This window comes from Bradyrhizobium sp. TM239, from assembly GCF_036247985.1.
Lineage (GTDB): Bacteria > Pseudomonadota > Alphaproteobacteria > Rhizobiales > Xanthobacteraceae > Bradyrhizobium > Bradyrhizobium ottawaense.
Genome location: NZ_BTIR01000007.1, coordinates 19,645 through 43,401 on the forward strand (window position 1 = coordinate 19,645; position 23,757 = coordinate 43,401).

General features: G+C 65.0%; 23 protein-coding genes and 1 tRNA gene. 15 read left to right on the top strand and 9 right to left on the bottom strand.

The genetic code is table 11. The annotated features are described in order from the left end of the window. Positions 1–3 precede the first annotated feature (3 nt). The 4 genes from AABA84_RS12645 to AABA84_RS12660 all read right to left on the bottom strand — a co-directional run bounded on the left by AABA84_RS12645 (position 4) and on the right by AABA84_RS12660 (position 4,250). Complete coding sequence (locus tag AABA84_RS12645; RefSeq protein WP_212245043.1) at positions 4–1,197, bottom strand: patatin-like phospholipase family protein; 1,194 nt, start codon at positions 1,195–1,197, stop codon at positions 4–6. Positions 1,198–1,369: 172 nt separating this feature from the next. Beyond that, positions 1,370–1,966 carry a glycerol-3-phosphate 1-O-acyltransferase PlsY gene (gene plsY / locus AABA84_RS12650; RefSeq protein ID WP_028143933.1) on the bottom strand — a complete coding sequence of 199 codons (597 nt, stop codon included), beginning with the start codon at positions 1,964–1,966 and terminating at the stop codon, positions 1,370–1,372. A gap of 29 nt (positions 1,967–1,995) precedes the next feature. Then, complete coding sequence (locus tag AABA84_RS12655; protein ID WP_212245290.1) at positions 1,996–3,297, bottom strand: dihydroorotase; 1,302 nt, start codon at positions 3,295–3,297, stop codon at positions 1,996–1,998. Positions 3,298–3,302: 5 nt separating this feature from the next. Next, positions 3,303–4,250 (bottom strand): aspartate carbamoyltransferase catalytic subunit, encoded by a 948-nt coding sequence (locus tag AABA84_RS12660; RefSeq protein ID WP_212245040.1) that lies wholly within the window; start codon positions 4,248–4,250, stop codon positions 3,303–3,305. A gap of 180 nt (positions 4,251–4,430) precedes the next feature. On the opposite strand from AABA84_RS12660, the gene AABA84_RS12665 reads away from it, so the two are divergent. From AABA84_RS12665 to AABA84_RS12675, 3 genes are all read left to right on the top strand, one after another. Then, on the top strand, positions 4,431–5,189 hold the full coding sequence (locus tag AABA84_RS12665) for a M15 family metallopeptidase (RefSeq protein WP_212245038.1): 759 nt from the start codon (positions 4,431–4,433) through the stop codon (positions 5,187–5,189). Positions 5,190–5,210: 21 nt separating this feature from the next. Further along, positions 5,211–6,854 (top strand): acyl-CoA dehydrogenase family protein, encoded by a 1,644-nt coding sequence (locus AABA84_RS12670; RefSeq protein ID WP_338312214.1) that lies wholly within the window; start codon positions 5,211–5,213, stop codon positions 6,852–6,854. A gap of 62 nt (positions 6,855–6,916) precedes the next feature. Then, positions 6,917–7,681: a CPBP family intramembrane glutamic endopeptidase gene (locus AABA84_RS12675; protein WP_338312215.1), complete on the top strand. Its 765-nt coding sequence runs from the start codon at positions 6,917–6,919 to the stop codon at positions 7,679–7,681. On the opposite strand, the gene AABA84_RS12680 is transcribed toward AABA84_RS12675, so the two are convergent. Continuing rightward, on the bottom strand, positions 7,678–8,601 hold the full coding sequence (locus AABA84_RS12680) for an AEC family transporter (protein WP_338312216.1): 924 nt from the start codon (positions 8,599–8,601) through the stop codon (positions 7,678–7,680). The genes AABA84_RS12675 and AABA84_RS12680 overlap by 4 nt on opposite strands. A 3-nt stretch (positions 8,602–8,604) precedes the next feature. Further along, on the bottom strand, positions 8,605–9,090 hold the full coding sequence (gene ruvX, locus AABA84_RS12685) for a Holliday junction resolvase RuvX (RefSeq protein ID WP_338312217.1): 486 nt from the start codon (positions 9,088–9,090) through the stop codon (positions 8,605–8,607). Positions 9,091–9,136: 46 nt separating this feature from the next. On the opposite strand from ruvX, the gene AABA84_RS12690 reads away from it, so the two are divergent. Continuing rightward, positions 9,137–9,349, top strand: a complete 213-nt coding sequence (locus AABA84_RS12690; protein ID WP_028143926.1) for a hypothetical protein — start codon at positions 9,137–9,139, stop codon at positions 9,347–9,349. A gap of 306 nt (positions 9,350–9,655) precedes the next feature. Next, entirely contained in the window at positions 9,656–11,878 is a 2,223-nt protein-coding gene (locus AABA84_RS12695) for a DNA/RNA non-specific endonuclease (protein ID WP_338312218.1), read from the top strand. 30 nt (positions 11,879–11,908) lie between these two features. Here AABA84_RS12695 and AABA84_RS12700 read toward each other — a convergent pair whose 3' ends face one another. Then, complete coding sequence (locus AABA84_RS12700) at positions 11,909–12,799, bottom strand: LysR family transcriptional regulator (RefSeq protein ID WP_338307816.1); 891 nt, start codon at positions 12,797–12,799, stop codon at positions 11,909–11,911. A gap of 95 nt (positions 12,800–12,894) precedes the next feature. On the opposite strand from AABA84_RS12700, the gene AABA84_RS12705 reads away from it, so the two are divergent. From AABA84_RS12705 to gatB, 7 genes are all read left to right on the top strand, one after another. Continuing rightward, entirely contained in the window at positions 12,895–13,872 is a 978-nt protein-coding gene (locus AABA84_RS12705; protein ID WP_338312219.1) for an NAD(P)H-dependent flavin oxidoreductase, read from the top strand. Between the two features lie 17 nt (positions 13,873–13,889). Beyond that, positions 13,890–14,966 carry an NAD(P)H-dependent flavin oxidoreductase gene (locus AABA84_RS12710; RefSeq protein ID WP_338312220.1) on the top strand — a complete coding sequence of 359 codons (1,077 nt, stop codon included), beginning with the start codon at positions 13,890–13,892 and terminating at the stop codon, positions 14,964–14,966. Positions 14,967–15,042: 76 nt separating this feature from the next. Continuing rightward, positions 15,043–15,330, top strand: a complete 288-nt coding sequence (gene gatC, locus AABA84_RS12715) for an Asp-tRNA(Asn)/Glu-tRNA(Gln) amidotransferase subunit GatC (RefSeq protein WP_128265297.1) — start codon at positions 15,043–15,045, stop codon at positions 15,328–15,330. A gap of 83 nt (positions 15,331–15,413) precedes the next feature. Continuing rightward, positions 15,414–15,626, top strand: a complete 213-nt coding sequence (locus AABA84_RS12720) for a hypothetical protein (RefSeq protein WP_212245013.1) — start codon at positions 15,414–15,416, stop codon at positions 15,624–15,626. Beyond that, positions 15,623–17,098 carry an Asp-tRNA(Asn)/Glu-tRNA(Gln) amidotransferase subunit GatA gene (gatA, locus tag AABA84_RS12725; RefSeq protein WP_212245005.1) on the top strand — a complete coding sequence of 492 codons (1,476 nt, stop codon included), beginning with the start codon at positions 15,623–15,625 and terminating at the stop codon, positions 17,096–17,098. Before AABA84_RS12720 ends, gatA begins: the two co-directional genes overlap by 4 nt. Then, the gene (locus AABA84_RS12730) at positions 17,089–17,391 is read left to right on the top strand and encodes a hypothetical protein (RefSeq protein WP_212244996.1); all 303 of its coding nucleotides are present in this window, start codon (positions 17,089–17,091) and stop codon (positions 17,389–17,391) included. Before gatA ends, AABA84_RS12730 begins: the two co-directional genes overlap by 10 nt. Beyond that, complete coding sequence (gene gatB, locus AABA84_RS12735; protein ID WP_338312221.1) at positions 17,388–18,866, top strand: Asp-tRNA(Asn)/Glu-tRNA(Gln) amidotransferase subunit GatB; 1,479 nt, start codon at positions 17,388–17,390, stop codon at positions 18,864–18,866. The genes AABA84_RS12730 and gatB overlap by 4 nt, the downstream gene beginning before the upstream one ends. Before the next feature lie 188 nt (positions 18,867–19,054). Here the strand turns inward: gatB and AABA84_RS12740 are convergent, their stop codons facing one another. Then, a complete protein-coding gene (locus AABA84_RS12740) occupies positions 19,055–19,225 on the bottom strand; it encodes a hypothetical protein (protein WP_338312222.1) in 171 nt (56 codons plus the stop codon). Positions 19,226–20,388: 1,163 nt separating this feature from the next. On the opposite strand from AABA84_RS12740, the gene AABA84_RS12745 reads away from it, so the two are divergent. Together AABA84_RS12745 and AABA84_RS12750 are read left to right on the top strand one after the other, a co-directional pair. Then, entirely contained in the window at positions 20,389–20,655 is a 267-nt protein-coding gene (locus tag AABA84_RS12745) for a hypothetical protein (RefSeq protein ID WP_018321086.1), read from the top strand. A gap of 95 nt (positions 20,656–20,750) precedes the next feature. After that, positions 20,751–20,960 (top strand): hypothetical protein, encoded by a 210-nt coding sequence (locus AABA84_RS12750; protein WP_212244990.1) that lies wholly within the window; start codon positions 20,751–20,753, stop codon positions 20,958–20,960. 145 nt (positions 20,961–21,105) lie between these two features. Here the strand turns inward: AABA84_RS12750 and AABA84_RS12755 are convergent. After that, a tRNA-Ser gene (locus AABA84_RS12755) sits at positions 21,106–21,198 on the bottom strand. 823 nt (positions 21,199–22,021) lie between these two features. On the opposite strand from AABA84_RS12755, the gene AABA84_RS12760 reads away from it, so the two are divergent. Next, complete coding sequence (locus tag AABA84_RS12760) at positions 22,022–23,593, top strand: porin (RefSeq protein ID WP_212244988.1); 1,572 nt, start codon at positions 22,022–22,024, stop codon at positions 23,591–23,593. The last annotated feature ends 164 nt before the right edge of the window (positions 23,594–23,757 follow it).

A 23,757-nucleotide genomic window follows, 5' to 3' on the forward strand; every position in this document is an offset into this window, starting at 1 on the left:
AAATCAGAGCAGCGCCGGCTCGGCGGCGGACAAGACACCTGGGGCCTCGGTCCCGGCCGCATCTTGCCCGAGCCAGCGCTCGGCGGCTGCGCGACCGCTCCGGTGCAGCAGGCGAATGAAGCCGTGGCCGAGATCGGTGGACGAACGCTGCGCCAGGCCGTCGACCGAGTCTTCCGCCGCGATCCTGGTGAGGCGCAGCGACGGCGCGGCATGCGCCTGCGCCCAGGCGATCGCGGCGATCTCGGCATTGAGGGCGGCGTTGGCCGCGATCTGGTCGAGCCGGCGGTCGATCGCGGCGAGCGTGATCGGCACGTAGCTGTCACGCGCCGGCGTGACCTGGACGAGCAGGACGTCGGACGTCGTCGTCTCCTGCGCCAGCCGCAGCAGCGGCGGGTTGCCGCCAAAGCCGCCGTCCCAATAGGCTTCGCCCTCGATCTCGACGGCGCAATGAACCAGCGGGGGACAGGTCGAGGCCAGCGCGACGTCGGCAGTGATGGCATCGTTGCGGAAGATCTGCTGCTGGCCGTCGCGGATCCGTGTCGCCGCGATCAAGAGCTTCGGGCACCCCGGAGTGAGCAGGGCGGCGAAATCGATGTCGCGCGACAGCGCCTGCCGCAGCGGATCGAGATCGAACGGATCGAACTGGCCGGAGCGCAGCGTCGGACCGAACGCGACCGAGCTTCCCGCCGGCGAAAATCCGCCGACCAGCATCAGCGAGCGGAACGAGGCCTCGTGCATGAGGCGGAGCCAGAACCGGCTCAGCCGTGCCCGGGCAGCCTCGCGGCCCCCTTCGGCAAGGCCGGAGGCGAGCAGGAGCGCATTGATGGCGCCGGCACTGGCGCCGCTGATGGTGTCGATCTCGATCGGCTCTTCCAGCAGCCGCTCGAGCACGCCCCAGGTGAAGGCGGCAAAGGTGCCGCCGCCCTGCAGCGCCAGCGATAGCTTTCGCGGCGGCCATCGGCCGGCGGGCAGCTGCGCTGGCGCAACGGGCGCGGTCGTGGTCACTATCTCGGCCGTCACAGGCGCTTGCGCGATCGGATCGGGCTGCGGCGCTGGCGACAAGACGGGAGGAGGCGCGGGAGGCGGCGAGGGCGCATCGGACCAGATGTCGGTGGTCGAGAGCAGCCGGCTTGCCGCGGTGCGCAACGCACCTCGCGAACCGACCCCGTCATGCGCGCCGACCATCTTCTCGCTCATTCTGAGCAACCGCGTAACGCCATCTCGACTGTCAGGATGACAGGCATGGAACACATTCGCTACTGCCTGCCGCGAAAGCGCCGGCAGTTGCGAACAGGATTTGACATATAATGCGGAGAGGGGGCTTCGGTATCCGTAGATGTCCCGGCTTTAGACGCCGACCTCGAAGCGACTACGCCTTCTCGCCGATCCGGCTTTCTTTGCCGGCTTGCAATCGCTTGATGTTCTCGCGATGCGCGTAGAACAAGAGCAGCGTAAGCACCGCGAACAAGGCTGCGAGCGCGAGGTGCCCGAACCACCACAGGAACATTGGCGTGACGAACGCCGCCACCAGCGCGGAGAGCGAGGAGTAGCGGGTGGTGAAGGCGGTCGCCAGCCAGATCAGGCAGAACACGACGGCGCCGGGCCAGAACAGTCCGAGCAGGATGCCGATATAGACGGCCACGCCCTTGCCGCCCTTGAACTTGAGCCAGACCGGGAAGAGGTGGCCGAGGAAGGCGCCGAGCCCGGCCACCATGGCGGCATTGGGTCCTGCGATGTAGCCGGCGATCACCACCGCCACGGTGCCCTTGAGCGCGTCGAACAGCAGGGTGCCCGCCGCAAGGCTCTTGCGTCCCGTGCGCAGCACATTGGTGGCGCCGATGCTGCCGGAGCCGATCGAGCGGATATCCTGGGTGCCGGCGAGCCTGGTCAGGACCAGCCCGAACGGGATCGAGCCGAGGAGGTAGCCGATGACGAAGGCCACCGGCAGAAATGCTTCAAGCCCCATGGCGGCAGCTCCAAAGGCTGGATTTCACGTCAGACATGCTCGTAGACCGTGCGTCCGCCGACAATGGTGCGCACCACGCGGCCTGTAAAGCGGGCCTCGTCGAACGGGGTGTTCTTGCAGGGCGATTTGAGATCGGCGGGATCGACCACCCAGGGCACATCGGGGTCGATCACGATGACGTCGGCCGGGCTGCCTGCACGCAGGGTTCCGCCCGGTAGCCCCAGGATTTCGGCCGGCCGGGTCGACATCGCGCGGATCAGCGTCTTCAGTTCCAGCTCGCCATTGTGCACGAGGCGGAGGCCAGCGGGCAGCATGGTTTCGAGACCAACGGCGCCGGGAGCGGCTTCGGCGAACGGCAGGCGCTTGACCTCGACGTCCTGCGGATTGTGGTCTGACATGATGACGTCGAGGAGGCCGGAGGCGATTGCGGCCACCAGCGCGCGGCGGTCGTCCTCGGTCCGCAAAGGCGGCGACAGTTTCAGGAACGAGCGGTAGGGGCCGATGTCGTTCTCGTTCAGCGCAAGATGGTTGATCGAGACCGAGGCGCTGACGGCGAGCCCGGCGTCGCGGGCGCGCTGGAGGATCTCGAGCGAGTCGATGCAGGTCAGCGAGGCCGCGTGATAGCGGCCGCCGGTCAACGCCACGAGGCGCATGTCGCGTTCGAGGATCACGGCCTCGGCGGCATTCGGGATGCCCATCAGGCCGAGCCGCGAGGCGAACTCGCCCTCGTTCATCACGCCTTCGCCGACGAGATCGGGGTCCTCGGTGTAATGCACGATCAGCGCGTCGAAATCGCGCGCGTAGGTCAGCGCGCGCCGCATCACCTGCGCATTGGTCACGCTTCTGACGCCGTCGCTGAAGGCGATGGCGCCCGCGGCCTTGAGCAGACCGAATTCGGTCATCTCATCGCCGTGCATGCCCTTGGTGAGGGCCGCCATCGGCTGGATGTTGACGATCGCGGTGTCGCGGGCGCGGCGCATCACGAAGTCGACGGTCGCCGAATTATCGATCACCGGAGACGTGTCGGGCTGGCAGATGATGGTGGTGATGCCGCCGGTCGCGGCGGCCTGGCTCGCGGTGGCAAAGGTCTCGCGATGGCTGAAGCCGGGTTCGCCGACGAAGGCGCGCATGTCGACCAGGCCGGGCGCCACGATCTTGCCGGTGCAGTTGACGATGTCGGTGCCTTCGGGGACGCCGGCCGCGCCGATGCCGCGGCGGGTCTCGCGGATGGCGCCGTCGGCGATGAGGACGTCGCCGACACCGTCGAAATCCCTGGAGGGATCGACGACGCGGGCGTTGGCGAGCAGGATGGGGCGGCGATCGGTCAACATCGGCATCACGCGTTCGGCAGGTTACGGGCGAGCGCTTCCAGCACCGCCATGCGCACGGCCACCCCCATCTCCACCTGTTCGCGGATCAGGGACTGCGCGCCGTCGGCCACGATCGAGTCGATCTCGACGCCGCGGTTCATGGGGCCCGGATGCATCACGAGTGCGTCGGGCTTGGCGTAGGCGAGCTTCTTCTGGTCGAGCCCGAAATAGTTGAAATATTCGGAGGACGACGGCACGAAGGAGCCGTTCATGCGCTCGCGCTGCAGCCGCAGCATCATGACGATGTCGGCGCCGTTGAGCCCCTCGCGCATGTCGTGCGCGACCTCGACGCCCATCCGCTCGATGCCCGGCGGCAGCAGCGTGGTGGGGCCGACCACGCGGACGCGGGCGCCCATCGTGTTGAGCAGGATGATGTTGGAGCGGGCGACCCGCGAATGCAGCACGTCGCCGCAGATCGCGACCACGAGCCCTTCGATCCGGCCCTTGTTGCGGCGGATGGTGAGCGCGTCGAGCAGGGCCTGGGTCGGATGCTCATGGGCGCCGTCGCCGGCATTGATCACGGAACCGTCAACCTTGCGCGCCAGCAGTTCCACCGCGCCGGAGGCATGATGGCGCATCACCAGGATGTCCGGGTGCATCGCGTTCAGCGTCATCGCGGTGTCGATCAGCGTCTCGCCCTTCTTCATGGACGAGGAGGACACCGACATGTTCATGACGTCGGCGCCCAGGCGCTTGCCGGCGAGCTCGAACGAGGATTGGGTCCGGGTGGAAGCCTCGAAGAAGAGGTTCACCTGCGTCCGTCCCCGCAGGACGGTGCGCTTCTTGTCAACCTGGCGGTTGAGCTCGACATATTCTTCGGACAGGTCGAGGAGGCCGGTGATGTCGGCCGCGGAAAGGCCCTCGATGCCCAGCAAATGCCGGTGGCCGAGGACGAAGGTCGATTTCGATGTCATTAAAACGAGAGCTATAGGCGCGGATGCATGAGGGGGCAAGGGCCAATGCCGGGGCGGGGAGTTATCCCCTGAGGAGTCTGGTACACGGTCATTCCGGGATGGCGCGCAAGCGCCAGACCCGGAATCTCGAGATTCCGGGTTCGATGCTTCGCATCGCCCCGGAATGACAGGGAAGTTTAGATGCGCTCCATCAAATCGATTTTGATCGTACTTTTAACAATCGCCTCCATCTCATCCGCGTTGGCCCAATCGCTCCCCGGCGGCTTCGTCTATCTGCGCGAGATCGATCCCGGCATCATCCAGGACATCCGCTATGCCACCTCGAACAATTTCGTCGGCCGTCCGCTCGCCGGCTACGGCGCCGGCGAATGTGTGGTGAAGCGCGAGGTCGGGCTGCGGCTGAAGGCGGTGCAGCAGGAGCTCGCGGCGCAAAACCTCTCGCTGAAGATGTTCGACTGCTACCGGCCGGCGCGGGCCTCGCTCGACATGGTGAAGTGGTCGCAGAACGGACACGAGACGGTCGCCGAGCGGCGCTACAATCCCAAGATCCCCAAGACCGAGCTGTTCCGCCTCGGCTACATCGCGAGCCGCTCGCAGCATTCGACGGGTGCCGCCCTCGATCTGACCTTGGTCGATCTCAAAGCCGACAACGCCGCCAAATATGATGCGGCAAAGACCTATGCCGACTGCACGGCGCCGGTCGAAGCGCGCGCGCCCGAAGGCAGCGTCGACATGGGCACCGGCTACGATTGCACCGACACGAGGGGCCATACTGCGGCACCGTCGATCACACCGGAGCAGCGCGCCTGGCGCAAGCGGCTGGTGGCTGCGATGGCCAGGCAAGGCTTTGTGAACTATTCGAAGGAGTGGTGGCATTTTTCCCTGCCGGGGGCCGGCGGGGCAGCCTATGATTTCCCGATTCAGCCGCGCCGGAACTAAAGCCCGCGCCGAGGAAACCTGATGACCCAGCCGAGCTTCGCGACCCACGAGGTCTTCAACCAGTCGCCGCCGTTCGAGGATATCGACCTGTTCGCCGTGGATCGGCCGCTGATCGATGCGGTGAAGGCCAATGGCGGCGCGGCGGCGGAACGCGAGCTGTCCGAGTTCGGCAGGCAGTGGGGCTCGGCCGCGATGGCCGATCGCGGGCGCGTCGCGAACGAGAGCACGCCGAAGCTGCGCACCTTCGACGCAAAAGGCAATCGCCGCGACCAGGTCGAGTTTCACCCGGCCTATCATGAGCTGATGGCACACAGCGCTCATGCCGGCGTCCACAATTCGACCTGGACCACGAACGGCAGACCTGCGGGCGATGCCGCCGAAGTCATCCGCGCCGCAAAATTCTACATGGCCGCGCAAGTCGAGACCGGCCACCTCTGTCCGATCACGATGACGCGCGCCTCCGTCGGTGCGCTGGCGATGCAGCCGGATCTGCTCGGCAAGGTGATGCCGGTGCTGTCGACCCGGAGCTACGACCCGAGCTTTGCGCCGTGGTGGCAGAAGCGCGGCATGACCCTCGGCATGGGCATGACCGAGAAGCAGGGCGGCACCGACGTGCGCGCCAACATGACGCGCGCCGTGCCCGACGGCGATGCCTATCGCATCACCGGCCACAAATGGTTCATGTCGGCGCCGATGTGCGATGCGTTCCTGGTGCTGGCGCAGGCGGACAGCGGGCTGACCTGTTTCTTCATGCCGCGCTTCGCGCCGGATGGTTCGGTGAATGCGATCCAGTTCCAGCGGCTGAAGGACAAGCTCGGCAACCGCTCCAATGCGTCCTCCGAAGTCGAGTTCGTCGGCGCCTATGGCGAACGGGTCGGCGAGGAGGGCAAGGGCATCCGCACCATCATCCAGATGGTGCAGCTGACGCGCCAGGATTGCGCGATCGCCTCCGTCGGCCTGATGCGCTCGGGGCTGGCGCATGCGCTGCATCACGCTCGTCACCGCAGCGTGTTCCAGAAGCATCTGGCCGATCAGCCCCTGATGCGGGCGGTGCTGTCGGACATGGCGCTGCATGTGGAGGCGAGCACGGCCCTGGTGATGCGGCTGTGCCGCGCCTTCGACCGCATGCCGCACGATGCGGCGGAGGCCGCCTATATGCGGCTCCTGACCCCTGCGATCAAATACTGGACCTGCAAGAGTGCGCCGCCGTTCCTCTATGAGGCCATGGAATGCCTCGGCGGCAACGGCTATGTCGAGGACGGCATTCTGGCGCGGCACTATCGGGAGTCGCCGGTCAACGCGATCTGGGAAGGTTCGGGCAACGTGATGTGCCTCGACGTGCTCCGCGCGCTCTCGCGCGAGCCGGAGGCCGCAATGGCGGTGCTGCAATCGCTTGCGGCCGAGACGACGGGCCTGCCCGGAGCAGGCGAAGCGATTGCGTTCATCGGTCAGACCTTCCGCCGCGCCGATGGCGAGCGTGTCGCGCGGCTTGCGGTCGAGAAGCTGGCGCTGCTTGCCGCTGCCGCCGCTCTCAACGGTGTTTCCCCGCGCAGTGCCGAACTGTTTGCCGCCACGCGCCTCGCAGCGACCCACGCCAGCATGTACGGCGCGGTCGAGCTGGAGAGCGGCGAGGTGCGCGCGCTGCTGGAGCGGGCGCTGCCGTGATCATTTATTCCGTCATTCCGGGCGCCCCGGAATGACGGGTTGAACCCAACGAAAGCCTCTTGATGGACTCCCTCAATCCCGACCATCCGCCGCTGACCGTGACGCCTGCGCAGCCGCGCGTCTGGATGTTCTGGGGCACCGCGTTGTGGGGCCTCTTCATCTTCGTGGCGATGTTCGTCGGGCAGATCGGCGCCGTCGTCCTGCTGGTGGCGCAGCGCGGCCTCCCCATGGACTTCGCCTCGATCCAGGCGGTCGGCCACGATCCGCAGGCCCTCGCGCTCTCGGTCATCATGGGCCTGCCGGCGACGGTCTTGGCGGTGTGGCTCGCCATTGCCATCAAGAAAGCCTCCTTCGTCGACTATCTCGCGCTGCATTGGCCGTCCTGGAGGCAGCTCCTGTTCGGCGCGGTCGGCCTCATCCTGCTGGTGCTGGTCTGGGAGACGATGTCGCGCGCGCTCGGCCGCGAGGCGACGCCGGGCTTCATGACGGATCTGCTGAAATCGGGTCGCGACAAGGGCGCGGCGCTGCTGCTGCTGTTCGCCTTCAGCGTCGCTGCGCCGATGTCGGAGGAGATCCTGGCGCGCGGCTTCCTCTTTCGCGGCTGGTCGGGGAGCTTTTTGCGCATGCCCGGCGCGATACTTTTGTCGTCGCTGGTCTGGACGGTCGTGCACCTGCAATACGACATGTACTTCCTCGCCGAAGTCTTCACCATCGGCCTGTGGTTCGGCTACATGCGCTATCGCGCGAATTCGCTCTGGCTCACCATCGTGCTGCACGCGCTGAACAATCTCACCGCGGTGGTGCTGACGATGTGGCTGGGGAGCTAGGCCGCCAGCGCGATCGCGATCGGCATCGTGATCGCCGCCAAGATCGTCTGCAGCGTGATGATCTGCGCCAGCAGCGGGGCATCGCCGCCCATCTGGCGCGCCATCACATAGGCGCTGGACGAGGTCGGCACCGCCGCGCAGATCGCCACGATAGCGCGGCTGTCGCCCGACAGTCCGAACCAGACGGCCAGCGCCAGCGCCAGCGCAGGCATCAGCGCGAGCTTGAAGACGACGCCGATGGCCGCGGCCAGGCTTGGACGCAAGAGGCCTTCGAGATGCAGGCCGGCGCCGGTGACGAGCAGGCCGATCGCGAGCGAGGAGCGGCTGAGCGCGTCCGCCACCTCGTGCCAGAGTTTTGGCAGCGGCAGATGGGTGACATTGACGAAGAGCCCGATCGCGCAGGCCCAGATCAGGGGATTGCGGATCACCGTCATGACGATGGTCCGCGCTGACTGCTTCTCCGGCGCGGCGTAATGGGCGAGCACCACGACGCTCAACACGTTGACGAGGGGAATGATCGCGACCATCGCGACAGAGGCGAGCGCCAGCCCGACATCGCCGAACATGTTGGCGGCCACAGACAGCCCCACGAAGGTCTGCCAGCGTGTCGCGCCCTGGAAGATCGAGGTGAAGGCGGGCCCGTCGATATCGAACCGGGCCAGGGCGGGGCGGAGCGCGAGGCAGAGCAGCGACATCGCCAGCGCCGACAGCAGTAGCGCGCCGCCGACGCCGGCGACCGGCACCTTCGAGAGGTCGGCCTTCACCAGCGTCTGGATCAGCAGCATCGGAAACAGCACGAAATAGGTCAGCCGCTCCAGCCCGTGCCACTGCGTGTCCAGCCGCATCAGGCTGCGCTTCAAGACGACACCGAGCACGATGAGGATGAAGACCGGCAGCAGCGCCGCAATCACGACGGCCATCGGTCAGATGGTCCCTGAACGGAGATTGGCGAGGCGGTCGAGCGCGCCTTGCAGGATGAAGATCGCGGCGTGCTCGTCGATGACCTCGGCGCGCTTGGCGCGGCTGACATCCATGCCGATCAGCTCGCGCTCGACGGCCGCGGTCGAGAGCCGCTCGTCCCACAGGCCGATGGGGAGCGCGGTCAGGCCGGCGAGATTGCGGGCGAAGGCGCGGGTGGATTGCGCGCGCGGACCCTCGCTGCCGTCCATGTTGATGGGCAGGCCGAGCACGAAGCCGACCACCCTGCGCTCGGCCGCAATCGCGAGCAGCCGGGCGGCGTCCTGCTTGAACTGCTTGCGCTGGATCGTCTCGACGCCGGTCGCAAGCCGCCGGTCCGGGTCGGATACGGCAACGCCGATGGTCTTGGTGCCGAGGTCGAGCCCGACCAGCGCGCCGCGGGCGGGCCAGTGGGTTGCAGCATCGACGAGAGGCAGGATAAGAGCCGGCATGGCGTAGCGCATATCACGCGTTGCGCCGCGGAGTGAACCCGGAACAATGGATGCGCTGACATTATTCGGTCTGTTCGCCGTCACGGCGATGCTGGTCAGTTACGCCCTGGAAGATCGCAGCCATTGGTTCGTGCTGTTGTTCGCCGCATCCTGCGCGCTCGGCTCGGCTTACGGCTTTCTCCAGGGCGCCTGGCCGTTCGGGCTGGTGGAAGCGATCTGGGCCGTCGTGGCGCTACGGCGGTGGCAGCTGAAGCCGTAGATTATCCGGCGGCCGCAACATGCGCGCGCAATCGTGATGCACAAAGTGCGTCGATCATTTGTGGCAAATCTCACACGTCGGACGTCGCCGACCATGGCATGATGTCGCGTCTCCGGCTGCGCGCATCGATTGACGCTCTGGTTGCGGCGATGTAGATATATAGGTCTAAAGTAGTGTGGGGCGCGTGCCCCGATTTCCAGAACGATCGGCAGCGACCGGCAGTCCCGCCCGTGCTGCAACCTTGGCGCAAATTTTTAATGCGCCCCGACCACGTCCCATATTCGCCCAATCATTTGAGAGGTCACGATGCTCATCAAGCCAAGCCTGATCGCGGGCTCAGAAAGGCGATTCAAGCAAGCCGAGTTCTCACCCGACGCCCTGAACCGGAAACTGGGCGACGGTCCGATCGAGATGACGGTCGAGAAGATGCGCCTGCGCCAGCGCCAGCTGCTGGCCGAGACGCAGGATGTGGAGAAGGCCGAGATCGGCCTGGAGCGGATCATCCAGGGCAATGATCTCGACAGCATCAATTACCTCGCCAAGGGGACCGCCGCCTCGCGATCGGTCTGCCGCATTCAGCTCAGGGATCTCAAGTCGAATCTGCTCGGCTACGGCTCGGGCTTTCTGATCGGGCCGGGCCTGCTGCTGACCAACCATCATGTCTTCGGCAAGCCGGCCGAGGCCGCCAATTCGATCGCCGATTTCAACTATGAGCTCGATGTCTCCGGACAGGAGCGCGTGCCGGTGCGGTTCGGCTTCGAGCCGGGCAAATTCTTCTACACCAATGACAGGCTGGATTTTTCGATCGTCGCGGTGGCGCCGACCTCGCTGTCAGGCGGGGAGGAGCTCGAGGATTGGGGATGGCTGCCGCTCAGCGGCGCGCCCGGCAAGGCGGACCCCGGCGAGTACCTCACCATCGTCCAGCATCCCAGCGGGCAGATGAAGCAGGTCTGCGTCCGCGAGAACAAGCTGCTCAAATATGTCGGCGACTTCCTCTGGTACAACACCGATACGACGGCGGGATCGTCGGGCTCGCCGGCATTCAATCGCTTCTGGCAAGTGGTCGCGCTGCACCACAGCGGCGTTCCCCGGAAGGATGCGCAGGGCCGCACCCTGACCAAGGACGGCAAGGTGTGGAAGTCGTCGATGGACGAATCCCTGATCGACTGGGTCGCCAATGAAGGCATCCGGGTCAGCGCCATCGTGGCCGATCTCAAGGTCGCCGTCGGCTCCCATCCCCTGATCAAGCCGGTGCTGGACGAGGAGGAGCCGCCGAACCGGCAGGAGATCGAGAAGGTCCGCGCGCCGGTCGCCGCGCCCGCTTACGGCGCCAACATCTGGGTCGAGCAGTCGCTCGACGGCGCCGCACTGGTGGTCCCGATCCGGGTGCCGCTGCCGATGTTCAGGAAGGAAATCCCGTTCGCGCCGTTAGCACCCGTGCCGGGGCCGGCGGGGGGCAACGGAGGAGCGCCGAACGGCGGCATGCAGAACGGCGGCACGCCGTTGATCCCGCCGCCGGCCGGCCTGCTGCCGCACATCAGTGCGAACAACGGCCTGCCCATGGAAGCCGTGCATATCGATCAGAGCACGCTGAAATCGCGTCCCGGCTACAAGGCGAGTTTCCTCGGCACCGGCAAATTCTCGGTGCCCCTGCCGAAGATTCCGGCCGCCCTCAAGTCCCGGATCGCGACGCTCAAGGGCAGCGCCAAGCAGTCCGAGCTGAAATACTTCAACTACAGCGTCGTCATGAACAAGGAGCGCCGGCTCGCCTTCTTCAGCTGTGTCAATATCGACGGGGGCCAGCAGCAGGACGTCGGCAAGCGTGAAGGCGATTCCTGGCTGCGCGATCCGCGCATCGACGACGATGCCCAGATCGGCGACGAGTTCTACCGCAAGCAGGCCACCTTCGAAGCGGACCGCAGCAAGAACCCGTTCGATCGCGGTCATCTCGTGCGCCGCCTCGATGCGACCTGGGGCGACACCGTCGCCGCGGCCAAGCAGCATGGCGACGATTCCTTCCACTTCACCAATTGCTCGCCGCAGTTCTTCTCGTTCAACCAGGGCAAGCAGCTCTGGGCGGGACTGGAGGATTATACGCGCGATGTCCTGCTCGAAGGGGAGGAGAAGGGCATCGTCATGAACGGTCCGGTGTTCGACGGGCCGGATGCCGACGGATCCGATCTGCCCAATCCGGCCGGGCGGCCGCACAAGGATCCGAGCTTCGGCGGCGTTCAAATCCCGAAATATTTCTGGAAGATCCTGATCCGACGCAACGAGGATGACGACGCTCTCAAGGCGGCGGCCTTCCTGATGAGCCAGCGAAAGCTGGTCATGGAGATCGATCGCATCCAGGAGGTGGATCTGCGCGAAAAGATGTCCGAGGAGGACGTCAGCGTCTTCCAGGTCTCGATCGCGGACCTGACGAAGCTGACCAAGCTCGATTTCGGCAATCTCGGCGACGCAGATTCGCACGAGGCGACCTCGGTCGGCCCGCGGCGGATCGAGTCCTATGAGGACATTCGGCTCTAGAACAGCGCGGCCTGACGCGGCGTCACCGCGTCAGGCTGCGATGACGTCCTCGTCGGTCTTCAGGCAGGCGGCAAAGCCGCTCAGCGCGCTGGTTTGATGGCCGGCGCGACGCTGGATGAAGAGTGTCTCGACCCGCGCATGCGAGGCGCTCAGGGTGTGGATCGAGACGGTGCCATTCATTGCACTACGTTCGACGACCGCGCGCGGCAGCAACGTCACGCCCATGTCGGCGGCGACGCAGCCGATCATGCCGTCGAGTGTGCCGAGCTCGAAGCGTGCGGCCGAAGGCCAGCCGAACTCGACGAAGATCTGCTCCAGCCGCTGGCGGTAGGTGCACCCGGTGCGGAACACCAGCGCGGTCGGGCCGGACTCCGGCGTGCCGGCGCGCAGCTCGGCAAGCGAGGCCCAGCGACGCGCGCTGACCAGCACCAGCTCCTCGCGGAAGGCGCTCGTCGCAGCGAGGTCGTCATGCGCGATCGGACCTGCGACGAAGGCGCCATCGAGCGCGCCTTCGAGCACGCTCGCGACGAGGTCGGCGGTTGGCGCGGTACGCAAGGAAAGGCGCACGGCCGGGAAGCGGCGGTGGAAATCGGCGAGCAGCGGCGGCAGCCGCACCGCTGCGGTCGTCTCCATCGAGCCGATCGCAAGCGGTCCCTTTGGCGCGCCATCGTCGCGCGCGGCCAGCACGGCTTCACGCGAGAGTGCGGCCATCCGTTGCGCGTAGGGCAGGAGGCGCCTGCCGGCGCCGGTCAGCGTCATGCCCCGGCTGTGGCGTTCGAACAGCGGTGTGCCGATCTCCGCCTCCAGCGCCTTGACGCGCTGGGTGACGTTGGATTGCACGGTGTTCAGCTCTTCCGCGGCGCGAGTGATGCCGCCGGTGCGGGCGACTGCTGCAAAGGTGTTGAGATCGCTGAGTTCCATGGCCCGTTTCTCTTTTGAGATGGCAGCGTTCTGTAGAATTCAATTTTGAAGAATGATATTCGCGCCTAATCTTCCTGTCCAGAGTGGGAGGACTCATGCCGATTGCCACGCCGCTGACGGAGTTGCTGGGGATCAGGCATCCGATCTTGTCGGCTCCCATGGATACAATCGCGGGCAGCCGGCTGACGCGCGCCGTCAGCGAGGCCGGCGGATTCGGCATCCTGGGTGGTGGATACGGTGACCGTGTCCGACTTCAGACGGAGGCCGCAGAGCTGAAGGGCTTTGCGCCGTTCGGCATAGGCTTCATCACCTGGAGCCTGGCAAAGCAGCCCGAACTTCTCGACATTGCGCTCGACGCTCGTCCGCAGGCCGTGATGCTGTCGTTCGGCGATCCCGCACCATTCGCGCCGCGCATTAAAGCGTGCGGCGTGCGACTGATCTGCCAGGTGCAGAGCGAGGACATGGCCAGGCAGGCGCTCGATGCCGGCGCGGAGATTCTGATTGCGCAGGGGACGGAGGCGGGCGGCCACGGCGCATCGCGCACCACCGTCGATATCGTGCCGGCGATCGTCGATCTTGCGGCCGGACGTGTGCCGGTCGTCGCGGCCGGCGGGATCGCCGACGGCCGGGGCCTCGCCGCAATGATGATGCTGGGCGCAGCCGGCGTGCTGATCGGCACCCGTTTCTATGCGAGCGTGGAGGCCAACGGGGCGGAGGAGGCCAAGGAGCGTATTCGCAGAGCCGACAGCAATGACACCGTGCGCGGCGTCATCGCCGACTGGTCGCGCAGCCTGTTCTGGCCGGCCCCGTTCACCGCGCGAACCCTGGTCAACGATCACATCAGGCGCTGGACCGGCCGCGAGATCGAGCTCATGCAGCGCGCGAGCGAGGTCGCCGTCGAGTATGCTGCGGCGAAGGCTGTGGGCGATTTCGAGGTCGCCGCGGTCTTTGCCGGCGAGGCGGTCGGCCTGATTCATGATATTCCGCCCGCAGCCGAGATCGTCGAGCGGATTGCGACTGAAGCCGAACAGCTCCTTGCCGGATGGCGCAACTCCATTGCGTCAGTCGCCTGAACCTAGAGAGAACAACCATGTGGCCTGACCGTCGACTGATCGACCTCTTCAAGACCGAATTTCCGATCGTGCTGGCGCCGATGGCCGGTGTGATGGATGCGGAGCTGGTGATCGCCGCGGCGCAAGGCGGAGCGCTGGGGTCGCTGCCGTGCGCGATGCTGTCGCCGGACAAGATACGCGAGCAGGTCAAGATCATCCGCAAGGGCGTCACAGCGCCGGTCAATCTGAACTTCTTCTGCCACACGCCGGTCGAGCTCACGGCGGAGGCCGAGGCGCGCTGGAAGCAGCGCCTCGCGGGCTATTACAGGGAACATGGCCTCGATCCGGCGGCGCCGGTCAATGCCGCCAACCGGGCCCCGTTCGATGCGGCGACCTGCGCGCTCGTGGAGGAGCTGAAGCCGGAGGTCGTGAGCTTTCATTTCGGCCTCCCGGAGCAGGCCTTCCTCGACCGCATCAGGGCGGCCGGGTGTCTCGTGATCGCCTCGGCGACCACCGTGAAGGAAGCCGTCTGGCTCGACCAGCGCGGTGTCGACGCGGTGATCGCGCAAGGTGCGGAGGCCGGCGGCCATCGCGGCATGTTCCTGACCGAGAAGATAAGCGAGCAGCCCGGCAATCTTGCGCTGGTGCCGCAGATTGTCGATGCCGTGAAGGTGCCGGTCATCGTTGCCGGCGGCATTGGGGACGGGCGCGGCATCGCGGCGGCTTTCGCGCTGGGCGCCTCCGGTGTGCAGATCGGAAGCGCTTACCTGCGCTGTCCCGAATCCAAGGTGACCGCGGCGGGGCGCGCGGCACTGGCCGAAGGACGCGATGATTCCACCGTCATCACCAACGTCATGACCGGGCGGCCGGCCCGCGGCGTCCAGAACAGGCTGATGCGCGAAGCCGGTCCAATCTGCCCGGATGCGCCGCCATTTCCCCATGCGGCAACGGCGCTGGTGCCGTTGAAGGCGGCGGCGGAGAAGCAGGGCCGCGCGGACTTCACCAATCTCTGGGCGGGGCAGGCGATCGCCATGGGCCGGGACCTCCCCGCCGCGGAATTGACCCGGGATCTCGCCAAATCGGCGCTCGCCCGGCTGAAAGCGCTGGCCGGCTAAGTGCTGGCCCCGGTTGCGGCGCAAAACCGGCCTCTGCTATACGGCACATAGGTTTTGCCGTGAGAGGCCTTATATAATGTCCGTCGACGCCGCTACCGTCCGCCGCATCGCGCATCTGGCGCGCATTGCGGTTTCCGAGGACGAGGTTCCGCATCTTCAAGGCGAGCTCAACGCCATGCTCGCCTTTGTCGAGCAACTCTCGGAGGTCAATGTCGAGGGCGTGGAGCCCATGACCTCGGTCACCCCGATGCAGATGAAGAAGCGGCAGGACGTGGTCGATGACGGCGAGATCGCCGACGATATCGTTGCCAACGCGCCCGCGACCGAAGGACACTTCTTTCTTGTGCCGAAGGTCGTCGAGTAACCCTCATAGCGTTTTCGAGCGAAGTGGAAGCCGGTTCGCGTAAAGAGAACGCGTCAAACTTAAGAGTCTCAGGACGCCGCCCGATGTGCATGCTTTGCGACGATGAGAAGGCCTATCAGGCCTACATGAACTATCTCGACAAGATGGAACGGCAGGGCAAGGCTGCCGATCCCAACGTCGCCGTCAATGCCGTGCTCGACGAGATCGAGGCCGCAGCGAATGCTGCCGCCAAAAAAGACGACCCGGCCAACGACAAGACCCTGTCTCCGTTCTTCTGCAGCCCGATCAATAAATGACCGATTTGACATCGTTGACGCTCGCCGAGGCCCGCAAGGGTCTCGCCGACAAGACTTTCACGTCCCTCGAGCTGACCGACGCGCATCTGAGCGCGATCGAGGCGGCGCGCGTGCTCAACGCCTTCGTGATGGAGACGCCGGAGCAGGCGCGCGACATGGCGAAGGCCGTGGACGAGAAGATCGCCAAGGGTGAGGGCGGTCCGCTCGCGGGCATCCCGCTCGGCATCAAGGATCTGTTCGCGACCAAGGGCGTGCGCACCACGGCGTGCTCGAAGATCCTCGGCAATTTCGTGCCGACCTACGAATCCACCATCACCTCGCAGCTCTGGCGCGACGGTGCCGTGATGCTCGGCAAGCTCAACAATGACGAGTTCGCGATGGGCTCGGCCAACGAAACCTCGTGCTTCGGCCCCGTCGGCAATCCCTGGCGGCGCGAAGGAAGCAACACGACGCTGGTGCCGGGCGGCTCGTCCGGCGGCTCGGCCTCGGCCGTGGCGGCGCTGCTCTGCATGGGCGCGACCGCGACCGACACCGGCGGTTCGATCCGCCAGCCGGCGGCGTTCACCGCGACCGTCGGTATCAAGCCGACCTATGGCCGCTGCTCGCGCTGGGGCATCGTCGCCTTTGCCTCCTCGCTCGACCAGGCAGGTCCCATTGCGCGCAGCGTGCGCGATGCTGCGATGCTGCTGCGCTCGATGGCCGGCCATGACCCGAAGGACACGACCTCGGTCGACATTCCCGTGCCCGATTACGAGGCGGCGATCGGCAGGTCCGTGAAGGGCATGAAGATCGGCATCCCCAAGGAGTACCGTCTCGACGGCATGCCGGCCGAGATCGAAAAACTCTGGAGCGAGGGCGCGGCGTGGCTGAAGGCGGCCGGCGCCGAGCTGGTCGAGGTGTCGCTGCCGCACACCAAATACGCACTGCCGGCCTATTACATCGTGGCGCCGGCGGAAGCGTCCTCGAACCTCGCGCGCTATGACGGCGTCCGCTACGGCCTGCGCGAGCAGGCCAAGAACATCACCGAGCTCTACGAGAACACCCGCGCCGAAGGTTTTGGTGCGGAGGTCCGCCGCCGCGTCATGATCGGCACCTATGTGCTCTCGGCCGGCTATTACGACGCCTACTATTTGCGCGCCCAGAAGGTGCGCACGCTGATCAAGAAGGATTTCGAGGATTGCTTCGCGCGCGGCGTCGACGCAATCCTGACGCCGGCGACGCCGTCGGCGGCCTTCGGCATCGGCGAGAAGGGCGGCGCCGATCCGGTCGAGATGTATCTCAACGACATCTTCACGGTGACCGTGAACATGGCGGGCCTGCCCGGCATCGCGGTGCCCGCCGGCAAGGACGCGCAGGGCCTGCCGCTCGGCCTGCAGCTGATCGGCCGTCCGTTCGAGGAGGAGACGCTGTTTTCGCTCGGCGAGGTGATCGAGCAGGCGGCCGGCCGCTTCACGCCCGCGAGGTGGTGGTGAATGCCGCCGCGTTCATCGCGAGCCTCGACGGCGCGGCGCCCGCGCCACACCTGAGCGCGCCGCTCGCCGGACTCTGGTGGGCCGCCAAGGGCGATTGGGACCGCGCGCACAAGATCGTCCAGGACGAGAGCAGCCGCGACGCGGCCTGGGTGCATGCCTACCTGCACCGCGTCGAAGGCGATCTCGGCAACGCCGGCTACTGGTACCGCCAGGCCAGCCAGCCCGCTGCTAAGGATTCATTGGAAGCGGAGTGGGAGCGGATCGCTGCCACGCTGCTCGGGAGCACGACATGAGCACGGCCACACACAAGCTTCTCAAGGGCGCCACCGGTGACTGGGAGGTTGTCATCGGCATGGAGATCCACGCCCAGGTCACCTCGAACTCGAAGCTGTTCTCGGGCGCCTCGACCGCGTTCGGCGGCGAGCCGAACACGCATGTCTCGCTGGTCGACGCCGCGATGCCGGGCATGCTGCCCGTCATCAACGAGGAATGCGTCAGGCAGGCTGTCCGGACCGGGCTCGGTCTCAACGCGCAGATCAACCTGCGCTCGGTGTTCGACCGGAAGAACTATTTCTATCCGGACCTGCCGCAGGGCTACCAGATCAGCCAGTACAAGTCGCCGGTGGTGGGCGAGGGCGAGGTGATCGTCGATCTCGACGGCGGCCGCACTGTCTCCATCGGCATCGAGCGGCTGCATCTGGAGCAGGATCCGGGCAAAATGCTGCACGACCGGTCGCCGTCGCTGTCCTACATCGATTTCAACCGCTGTGGCGTGGCGCTGATGGAGATTGTCTCGAAACCGGACATCCGCGACGCCGAGCAGGCCAAGGCCTATGTGACCAAGCTGCGCTCGATCATGCGCTACCTCGGCACCTGCGACGGCGACATGGAGAAGGGAAGCCTGCGCGCCGACGTCAATGTGTCCGTGCGCAAGCCCGGCGCGCCGCTCGGCACCCGCTGCGAAATCAAGAACATGAACTCGATCACCTTCATCGGCCAGGCGATCGAGTATGAAGCGCGGCGCCAGATCGAGATCCTGGAGGACGGCGGTCAGATCGAGCAGGAGACGCGTCGGTTCGATCCCAACAAGGGCGAGACGCGCTCGATGCGGTCCAAGGAAGAGGCGCACGACTATCGCTACTTCCCCGATCCCGACCTGCTGCCGCTCGAGTTCAGCCAGCAATTCGTCGACGAGCTGAAGGCGAAGCTGCCGGAGCTGCCTGACCAGAAGAAGGCGCGCTTCGTCGCCGATCTCGGCCTGTCGGCCTATGACGCGAGCGTGCTGGTCGCCGAGCGCGAGAGCGCGGTGTTCTATGAGACCGTGCTCGACAAGCTCGGCAACCGCGCGCGCGACGGCAAGATGGCGGCGAACTGGGTGATCAACGAGCTGTTCGGCCGTCTCAACAAGGAAGGCCGGGATATTACGGGCTCTCCGGTCAGCGCCGAGCAGCTCTCGGGGATCATCGACCTGATCGGCGAGGGCACGATCTCGGGCAAGATCGCCAAGGATCTGTTCGAGATCGTCTGGCAGGAGGGCGGCGATCCCCGCGCGCTGGTCGAAAGCCGCGGCATGAAGCAGGTCACGGATCTTTCGGCCATCGAAAAGGTTGTCGACGACATCATCGCAGCCAATCCCGACAAGGCCGCGCAGGTCAAGGACAAGCCGCAGTCGCTCGGCTGGTTCGTCGGTCAGGTGATGAAGGCGTCCGGCGGCAAGGCCAACCCGCAGAGCGTCAACGACCTGCTCAAGTCCAAGCTCGGCGTCTGACGTCACGCGTTCGGACGAGGTGACGGCACGCTTCGTCACCTCACTTTCGGTTCGTGATGCGACGCTCGCGCGCATCCTCGGCGCTAAACTTCATCCCGACCAGACGCGATGCGACGGCCGAATCGCCGTCACGCGATTCGCGTAAAACGGCCGCTCGCACACGCTCCGACGAGCGCTCGCGTCATTAATCATGAAAATATTTTCGTTGCCAAAAATCGCGACTCAGAGTCCGCGAAACGCCTTTGCAAGGTGATCTCGACCGTCACGATGCGCACCGTCGGGTCGATCGCGCGCGATGCGCGCGTGCAGGAAAATACTTGCTGCATAGAGTTTTCTGCAATCGCATCTGTCGCGGACATCGACGATGCGGGCACTCTGCGCGATCGTGCAAACACGTCATGCAGCGTGCTTGCATCGCGCTCGCCAAGCGCACGCGCCTTGCGCCGTCAACACTTCTTTAAGCGAGACGCTGTTTTTTTCGTTGTGTTGGTGTATTCGGGATGAGTGTGCACTCGATCCCCGAATGCATGCAGCGATTAAGCCATCTCACACATCGGAGGGCAACATGGCCAAGAAAGCTAAGAAGGCAAAGAAGGCGAAGAAGGCGAAGAGCGCAGTGAAGAAGACTGCGAAGAAGACCCGCAAGGTCGCCAAGAAGAAGTAACTTCGCTTCTGAAGTTGCCGGCTCCTCGAGAGCCGGCACGTCATCAGCGCCTCCTAGAGGTTCTGGTCGACGATAGAGGGTGTCGGCGAGACATCAGGTCAACGGTCGGATCGCTCTCTTCGCGGTCCGGCAGAAGAAACAAGTTTTCTTCGTTCGGTGCGGGGCCGGTTCTCCGGTTCTGCAATTTCACGAGTGGCCTCGCGGTCAAAGTGGAATCTGGTCCTGACGTGTTCGCCGACGCCCTCGTTCTCCTGAGGCCGGGGTATTGCCGGCATTCCTTTTCCCCACATTGCTGATCTGACCACAGCGCGTCCGCGCCGCTCTTGTCGTGCTGCCTTGGGGCAGGCAAGGGCTGAGGCCCGATTGCGTGGTGTTTGCGCCACGCTTCGCCATTCGCGGTGTCATCGCCCGGCTCCGACCGGGCGATCCAGCACGCCGAGACGGCAGTGGTTGAATCGATGGGCTGCGGCGTACTGGATTCCCCGCCTGCGCGGGGAATGACGGGGCGGCGGCGGCGCCCCACCGCGCGCGATGGTTATCGATGTCCCAAAATCCCAGGGTAAACCAAATCTGACGAATCGCGGAAGTGCCTGCAAATCAGAGACTTCTTGAATTCTGTGCGCCGGCGCCGCGCGCTCGCGTTTACGTCTGCTTCATCGCGATACTTAAACTGCCATTCAAATTTGCCCGCCATCATCGCCTCCAACAAGCCGGCAAACGGCGTTGGGTAAAAAGACTAAGGCAAGAAGACTAGGGGATGAGTTGAACAGTGCAGGATCCCGGCAAGGGGCATGCACATCAGAGTTGGACGGGAGCCGCGCTCGGGGGAGCAAGGCACAAGAAAAAAGGGGATGCGTTATGTTTCAGGGTACTTTCGATCTGGAGACGGCAACGCCGATCGACGCGACCGCGCTGTCGGACGTGCTGTTCGAACGTGGGATCTATTGGGCGAGCGGCCGTTCCGGGCTCGTCGATCTCGTCGCCGCGCACAAATGGTTCAACCTCGCCGCCCTGAAGGGCCGCAAGGACGCCGTGACGCTGCGCCAGGAAGTCGCCGGGCAGATGTCGGATGCCGAGATCTCGGCCGCGCAGCGCGAGGCGAGGGCGTGGGTCTCCACGCACTGAACCGAGCATCGCATCCACACCCGTGTTCGCACGGGCGGGCTTGGTTGCGCTGAATCAAGTTTCTTCGTCGTGCCGCCTCATAAGACCCGAGCGGCATGAGCGACCTCGACACGAATGGACGATGGCTGCCGATTCAGATCGCTCCCGACGAGTGCGATCTGGAACTCGGACGTCCGCACAAGACGGGGATTCTGCCCTGGTCGTTTCCGTGCAGGCGCAGGTCCGGTGTCTGGTACAACGTTTGGGCCGGCGAGGCGGTGCTGATTTCGCCCTCGCATTGGCGGATCTGGCGGTTCCACCGCTAGACGCGGACCGACACATATACCGACACATATAGAGAGTGATGCGAATCGAGCCGAGTTGCCGCGCTGAACCTTGCGCCAGGCTTTCGCGGCCACGAGCGCTTTCAGGTGAAAAGACGCCCAGACTTTGATTGATTCTGCCGCTGGGTGGCGGAGAGGGAGGGATTCGAACCCTCGATACAGCTTGAGACCGTATGACGCTTTAGCAAAGCGTTGCCTTCAGCCACTCGGCCACCTCTCCGGTGCGAGCCTTATGCATCTAATTACTCGGGCCGGTCAATTTGGAAGCGTGTGTTTTCGCTCGAATATTCCCAGCGATTTTCGCAGCAAAGCAGTTTGCCCTCGGGGCGTGACCGTAACGTTGCGAGAATGGGCGCCGAGCTGGAACGTCCGGCACATGTCGAAGGCTGGTTTCGCCGATGAAAACCTCTTTGCTCGTGTAAGAGACTGAATTTACTGGACGATTCAATGAGGCGGGAGCGGGCCTGTCAAAAGTTCGAATCGCGCCATCTCCGCCAGCCGGCCCAATAACCCCCGCTATTCACAAAGATTGCTCCTCGCGCACCTTAAGGCCTTGAAGGCCTTGCCTGCATCAGGCCCGGAGGCGCGGAGCAGGTCGATGCCTTCTCCTTGAGTCTCCCTCCGATTCTACGATTCGAGCGCGTCAAAGCCTCTCGAGGCCGAGATCTGGCCTGCTCTGCCTTAAGTGGGGAACTTTGATGGCGAAAGGAACCGTCTCGAAAACGTCAATGTAAACAATGTGTTGCGAGGGCGGTCCGATCACATCTGCGTGTTATTTGTGCAACACCCGTCGGAAAACAAGCTTCATGGGCCCGTTTCAAAGCGTTCTCTTGTTGTGTGTGCAAGGACGTTCGGTAATTGTGACTGAGCGACGGAGGGGGGCATCCCGAGGTCGTCCCGTTTAGGTCATTTCGCTTAAGTCCCTCGCGTTCATGCGGGTGTGTCCGAAGACGCGAAGGAGCCCGGAGCGGTGATTTAGAGGGGGTTGGGGAATTGGCCGTCCGGTCAGTGACCTTCCCTGAAGAGCAACTTGGAGGTTTAACATGAAGTTGGTTAAGAGCCTTTTGCTCGGCTCAGCGGCGGGTCTGATCGCCGTGGGCGGAGCTCAAGCAGCCGATCTGCCCGTGAAGGCCAAGGCGGTCGAATACGTGAAGATCTGCTCGCTGTACGGCGCGGGCTTCTACTACATCCCGGGCACCGACACCTGCATCAAGCTGGGTGGTTATCTGCGCGCTGAAGTCGCGCTGAACACCAACTCGGACTTCAGCGGCCAGCTCACGTCGAACAACGGCGCGCGCAACCGTCTGACGAACTACTACACCATGCGCGCTCGTGAAGATCTCAACATCGACACGCGCACCGCGACCGAGTACGGCGTCGTCCGTACCTTCTTCGACGGCGTGTTCTCCTGGACCACCGGCAACTACGCCGGCACCGGCAGCGCGACCGGCGCGACTGCCTACAGCGGCACGCTGGCTCTCAACACCTCCGGCGCGACTCCGGCGCTGGTTGGTTCGTCGATCAACGGCACCGACGGCAACACCTCGGGCGGTTCGCTCGGCGTGTACTACGCCTTCATCCAGTTCGCCGGCTTCACCATGGGTAAGGCCGTGTCGCAGTTCGACGCGCCCTGGACCAACTATCCCGGCAACAACTTCGACAGCCTCGTCGGCGGTTCCGGCACGGTCACTGGTGTCAACCAGTTCACCTACACCGCTGACTTCGGTCAGGGCGTGACGGCGTCGTTCTCGGCGGAAGACGCGACGGCTTACTACCAGGCCGGCAACCTCAACATGACCGGCGCTTCGGCGACTGGCATGATCGGCGGTTCGTATGGCTCGAACGCCATCGGCGGTTCGCGTTCGCCGAACCTCGTCGGTATGGTTCGTGTCGACCAGGCTTGGGGTCTGTTCCAGGCGTCGGTCGCTGCGCATGACAACCACGTTGCCTACTACGGCGCCACCGAGCCGACTGGCCACCCCGACGACAAGTGGGGTTGGGCTGTTCAGCTCGCTCTGTCGATCAAGAACATCCCGACTGGTGCGGGTGACGTGATCAACATTTCGGGCGTCTACACCGACGGCGCGTCCCGCTACAACTTCCAGAACCTCGCGGGCGGCAGCTACTCGATGTTCGGCAGCTCGGGCGTTGCCTACCAGAGCGTCGGCTTCGCCATCGCTCCGGACACCGTGTTCGTGACCGGCTCGTCGCAGGAAACTGTGAAGACCTGGGGCTTCCGCGGTGCCTACACCCACAACTGGGATCCCTACTGGAACACCGCGCTGTACGGTGCCTACGCTCAGGCGCAGTTCGGCTCGCTCGCCAAGACCACGCTTTGCGGCGCTGGCGGTGCAGGCGGCGTGTTCGGCGGTCTCGCCGGTGTCACGGGTTGTAATCCTGACTTCGCCATCGGCCAGGTCGGTATCATCACCCGCTGGACCCCGGTCAAGAACCTGACGTTCTCGGCTGACCTGAACTGGACCCATCTCGACCAGAAGTACTCTGGCACGGTTGGTTACGCCGGTTCCGGCACGACGGCCAAGCCGGCTGCCGTGTACGAGCTGAAGGATCAGGACACCATCACCCTGCTCCTCCGCGCTCAGCGCAACTGGTAAGTTCGGTCTAACGACCTGACAGAGAGCCCCGGCGGGAAACCGCCGGGGTTCTTTTTTTGGGCGATCGCTTCTTGTCGGTTGTCAGCAGGCGAGGGGTGGTCGGCGAGCAATGGTCGCCAAGACCGCCCCGGTGCCGGCTCCTGATGCGAAAGAGGCCGCCAGTC

Bases quoted from the DNA above. Each gene is read 5' to 3' on its own strand.
- AABA84_RS12645 (WP_212245043.1), bottom strand. From the start codon at position 1,197: ATGAGCGAGAAGATGGTCGGCGCGCATGACGGGGTCGGTTCGCGAGGT.
- plsY (WP_028143933.1), bottom strand. From the start codon at position 1,966: ATGGGGCTTGAAGCATTTCTGCCGGTGGCCTTCGTCATCGGCTACCTC.
- AABA84_RS12655 (WP_212245290.1), bottom strand. From the start codon at position 3,297: ATGTTGACCGATCGCCGCCCCATCCTGCTCGCCAACGCCCGCGTCGTC.
- AABA84_RS12660 (WP_212245040.1), bottom strand. From the start codon at position 4,250: ATGACATCGAAATCGACCTTCGTCCTCGGCCACCGGCATTTGCTGGGC.
- AABA84_RS12665 (WP_212245038.1), top strand. From the start codon at position 4,431: ATGCGCTCCATCAAATCGATTTTGATCGTACTTTTAACAATCGCCTCC.
- AABA84_RS12670 (WP_338312214.1), top strand. From the start codon at position 5,211: ATGACCCAGCCGAGCTTCGCGACCCACGAGGTCTTCAACCAGTCGCCG.
- AABA84_RS12675 (WP_338312215.1), top strand. From the start codon at position 6,917: ATGGACTCCCTCAATCCCGACCATCCGCCGCTGACCGTGACGCCTGCG.
- AABA84_RS12680 (WP_338312216.1), bottom strand. From the start codon at position 8,601: ATGGCCGTCGTGATTGCGGCGCTGCTGCCGGTCTTCATCCTCATCGTG.
- ruvX (WP_338312217.1), bottom strand. From the start codon at position 9,090: ATGCCGGCTCTTATCCTGCCTCTCGTCGATGCTGCAACCCACTGGCCC.
- AABA84_RS12690 (WP_028143926.1), top strand. From the start codon at position 9,137: ATGGATGCGCTGACATTATTCGGTCTGTTCGCCGTCACGGCGATGCTG.
- AABA84_RS12695 (WP_338312218.1), top strand. From the start codon at position 9,656: ATGCTCATCAAGCCAAGCCTGATCGCGGGCTCAGAAAGGCGATTCAAG.
- AABA84_RS12700 (WP_338307816.1), bottom strand. From the start codon at position 12,799: ATGGAACTCAGCGATCTCAACACCTTTGCAGCAGTCGCCCGCACCGGC.
- AABA84_RS12705 (WP_338312219.1), top strand. From the start codon at position 12,895: ATGCCGATTGCCACGCCGCTGACGGAGTTGCTGGGGATCAGGCATCCG.
- AABA84_RS12710 (WP_338312220.1), top strand. From the start codon at position 13,890: ATGTGGCCTGACCGTCGACTGATCGACCTCTTCAAGACCGAATTTCCG.
- gatC (WP_128265297.1), top strand. From the start codon at position 15,043: ATGTCCGTCGACGCCGCTACCGTCCGCCGCATCGCGCATCTGGCGCGC.
- AABA84_RS12720 (WP_212245013.1), top strand. From the start codon at position 15,414: ATGTGCATGCTTTGCGACGATGAGAAGGCCTATCAGGCCTACATGAAC.
- gatA (WP_212245005.1), top strand. From the start codon at position 15,623: ATGACCGATTTGACATCGTTGACGCTCGCCGAGGCCCGCAAGGGTCTC.
- gatB (WP_338312221.1), top strand. From the start codon at position 17,388: ATGAGCACGGCCACACACAAGCTTCTCAAGGGCGCCACCGGTGACTGG.
- AABA84_RS12740 (WP_338312222.1), bottom strand. From the start codon at position 19,225: ATGTCCGCGACAGATGCGATTGCAGAAAACTCTATGCAGCAAGTATTT.
- AABA84_RS12745 (WP_018321086.1), top strand. From the start codon at position 20,389: ATGTTTCAGGGTACTTTCGATCTGGAGACGGCAACGCCGATCGACGCG.
- AABA84_RS12750 (WP_212244990.1), top strand. From the start codon at position 20,751: ATGAGCGACCTCGACACGAATGGACGATGGCTGCCGATTCAGATCGCT.
- AABA84_RS12760 (WP_212244988.1), top strand. From the start codon at position 22,022: ATGAAGTTGGTTAAGAGCCTTTTGCTCGGCTCAGCGGCGGGTCTGATC.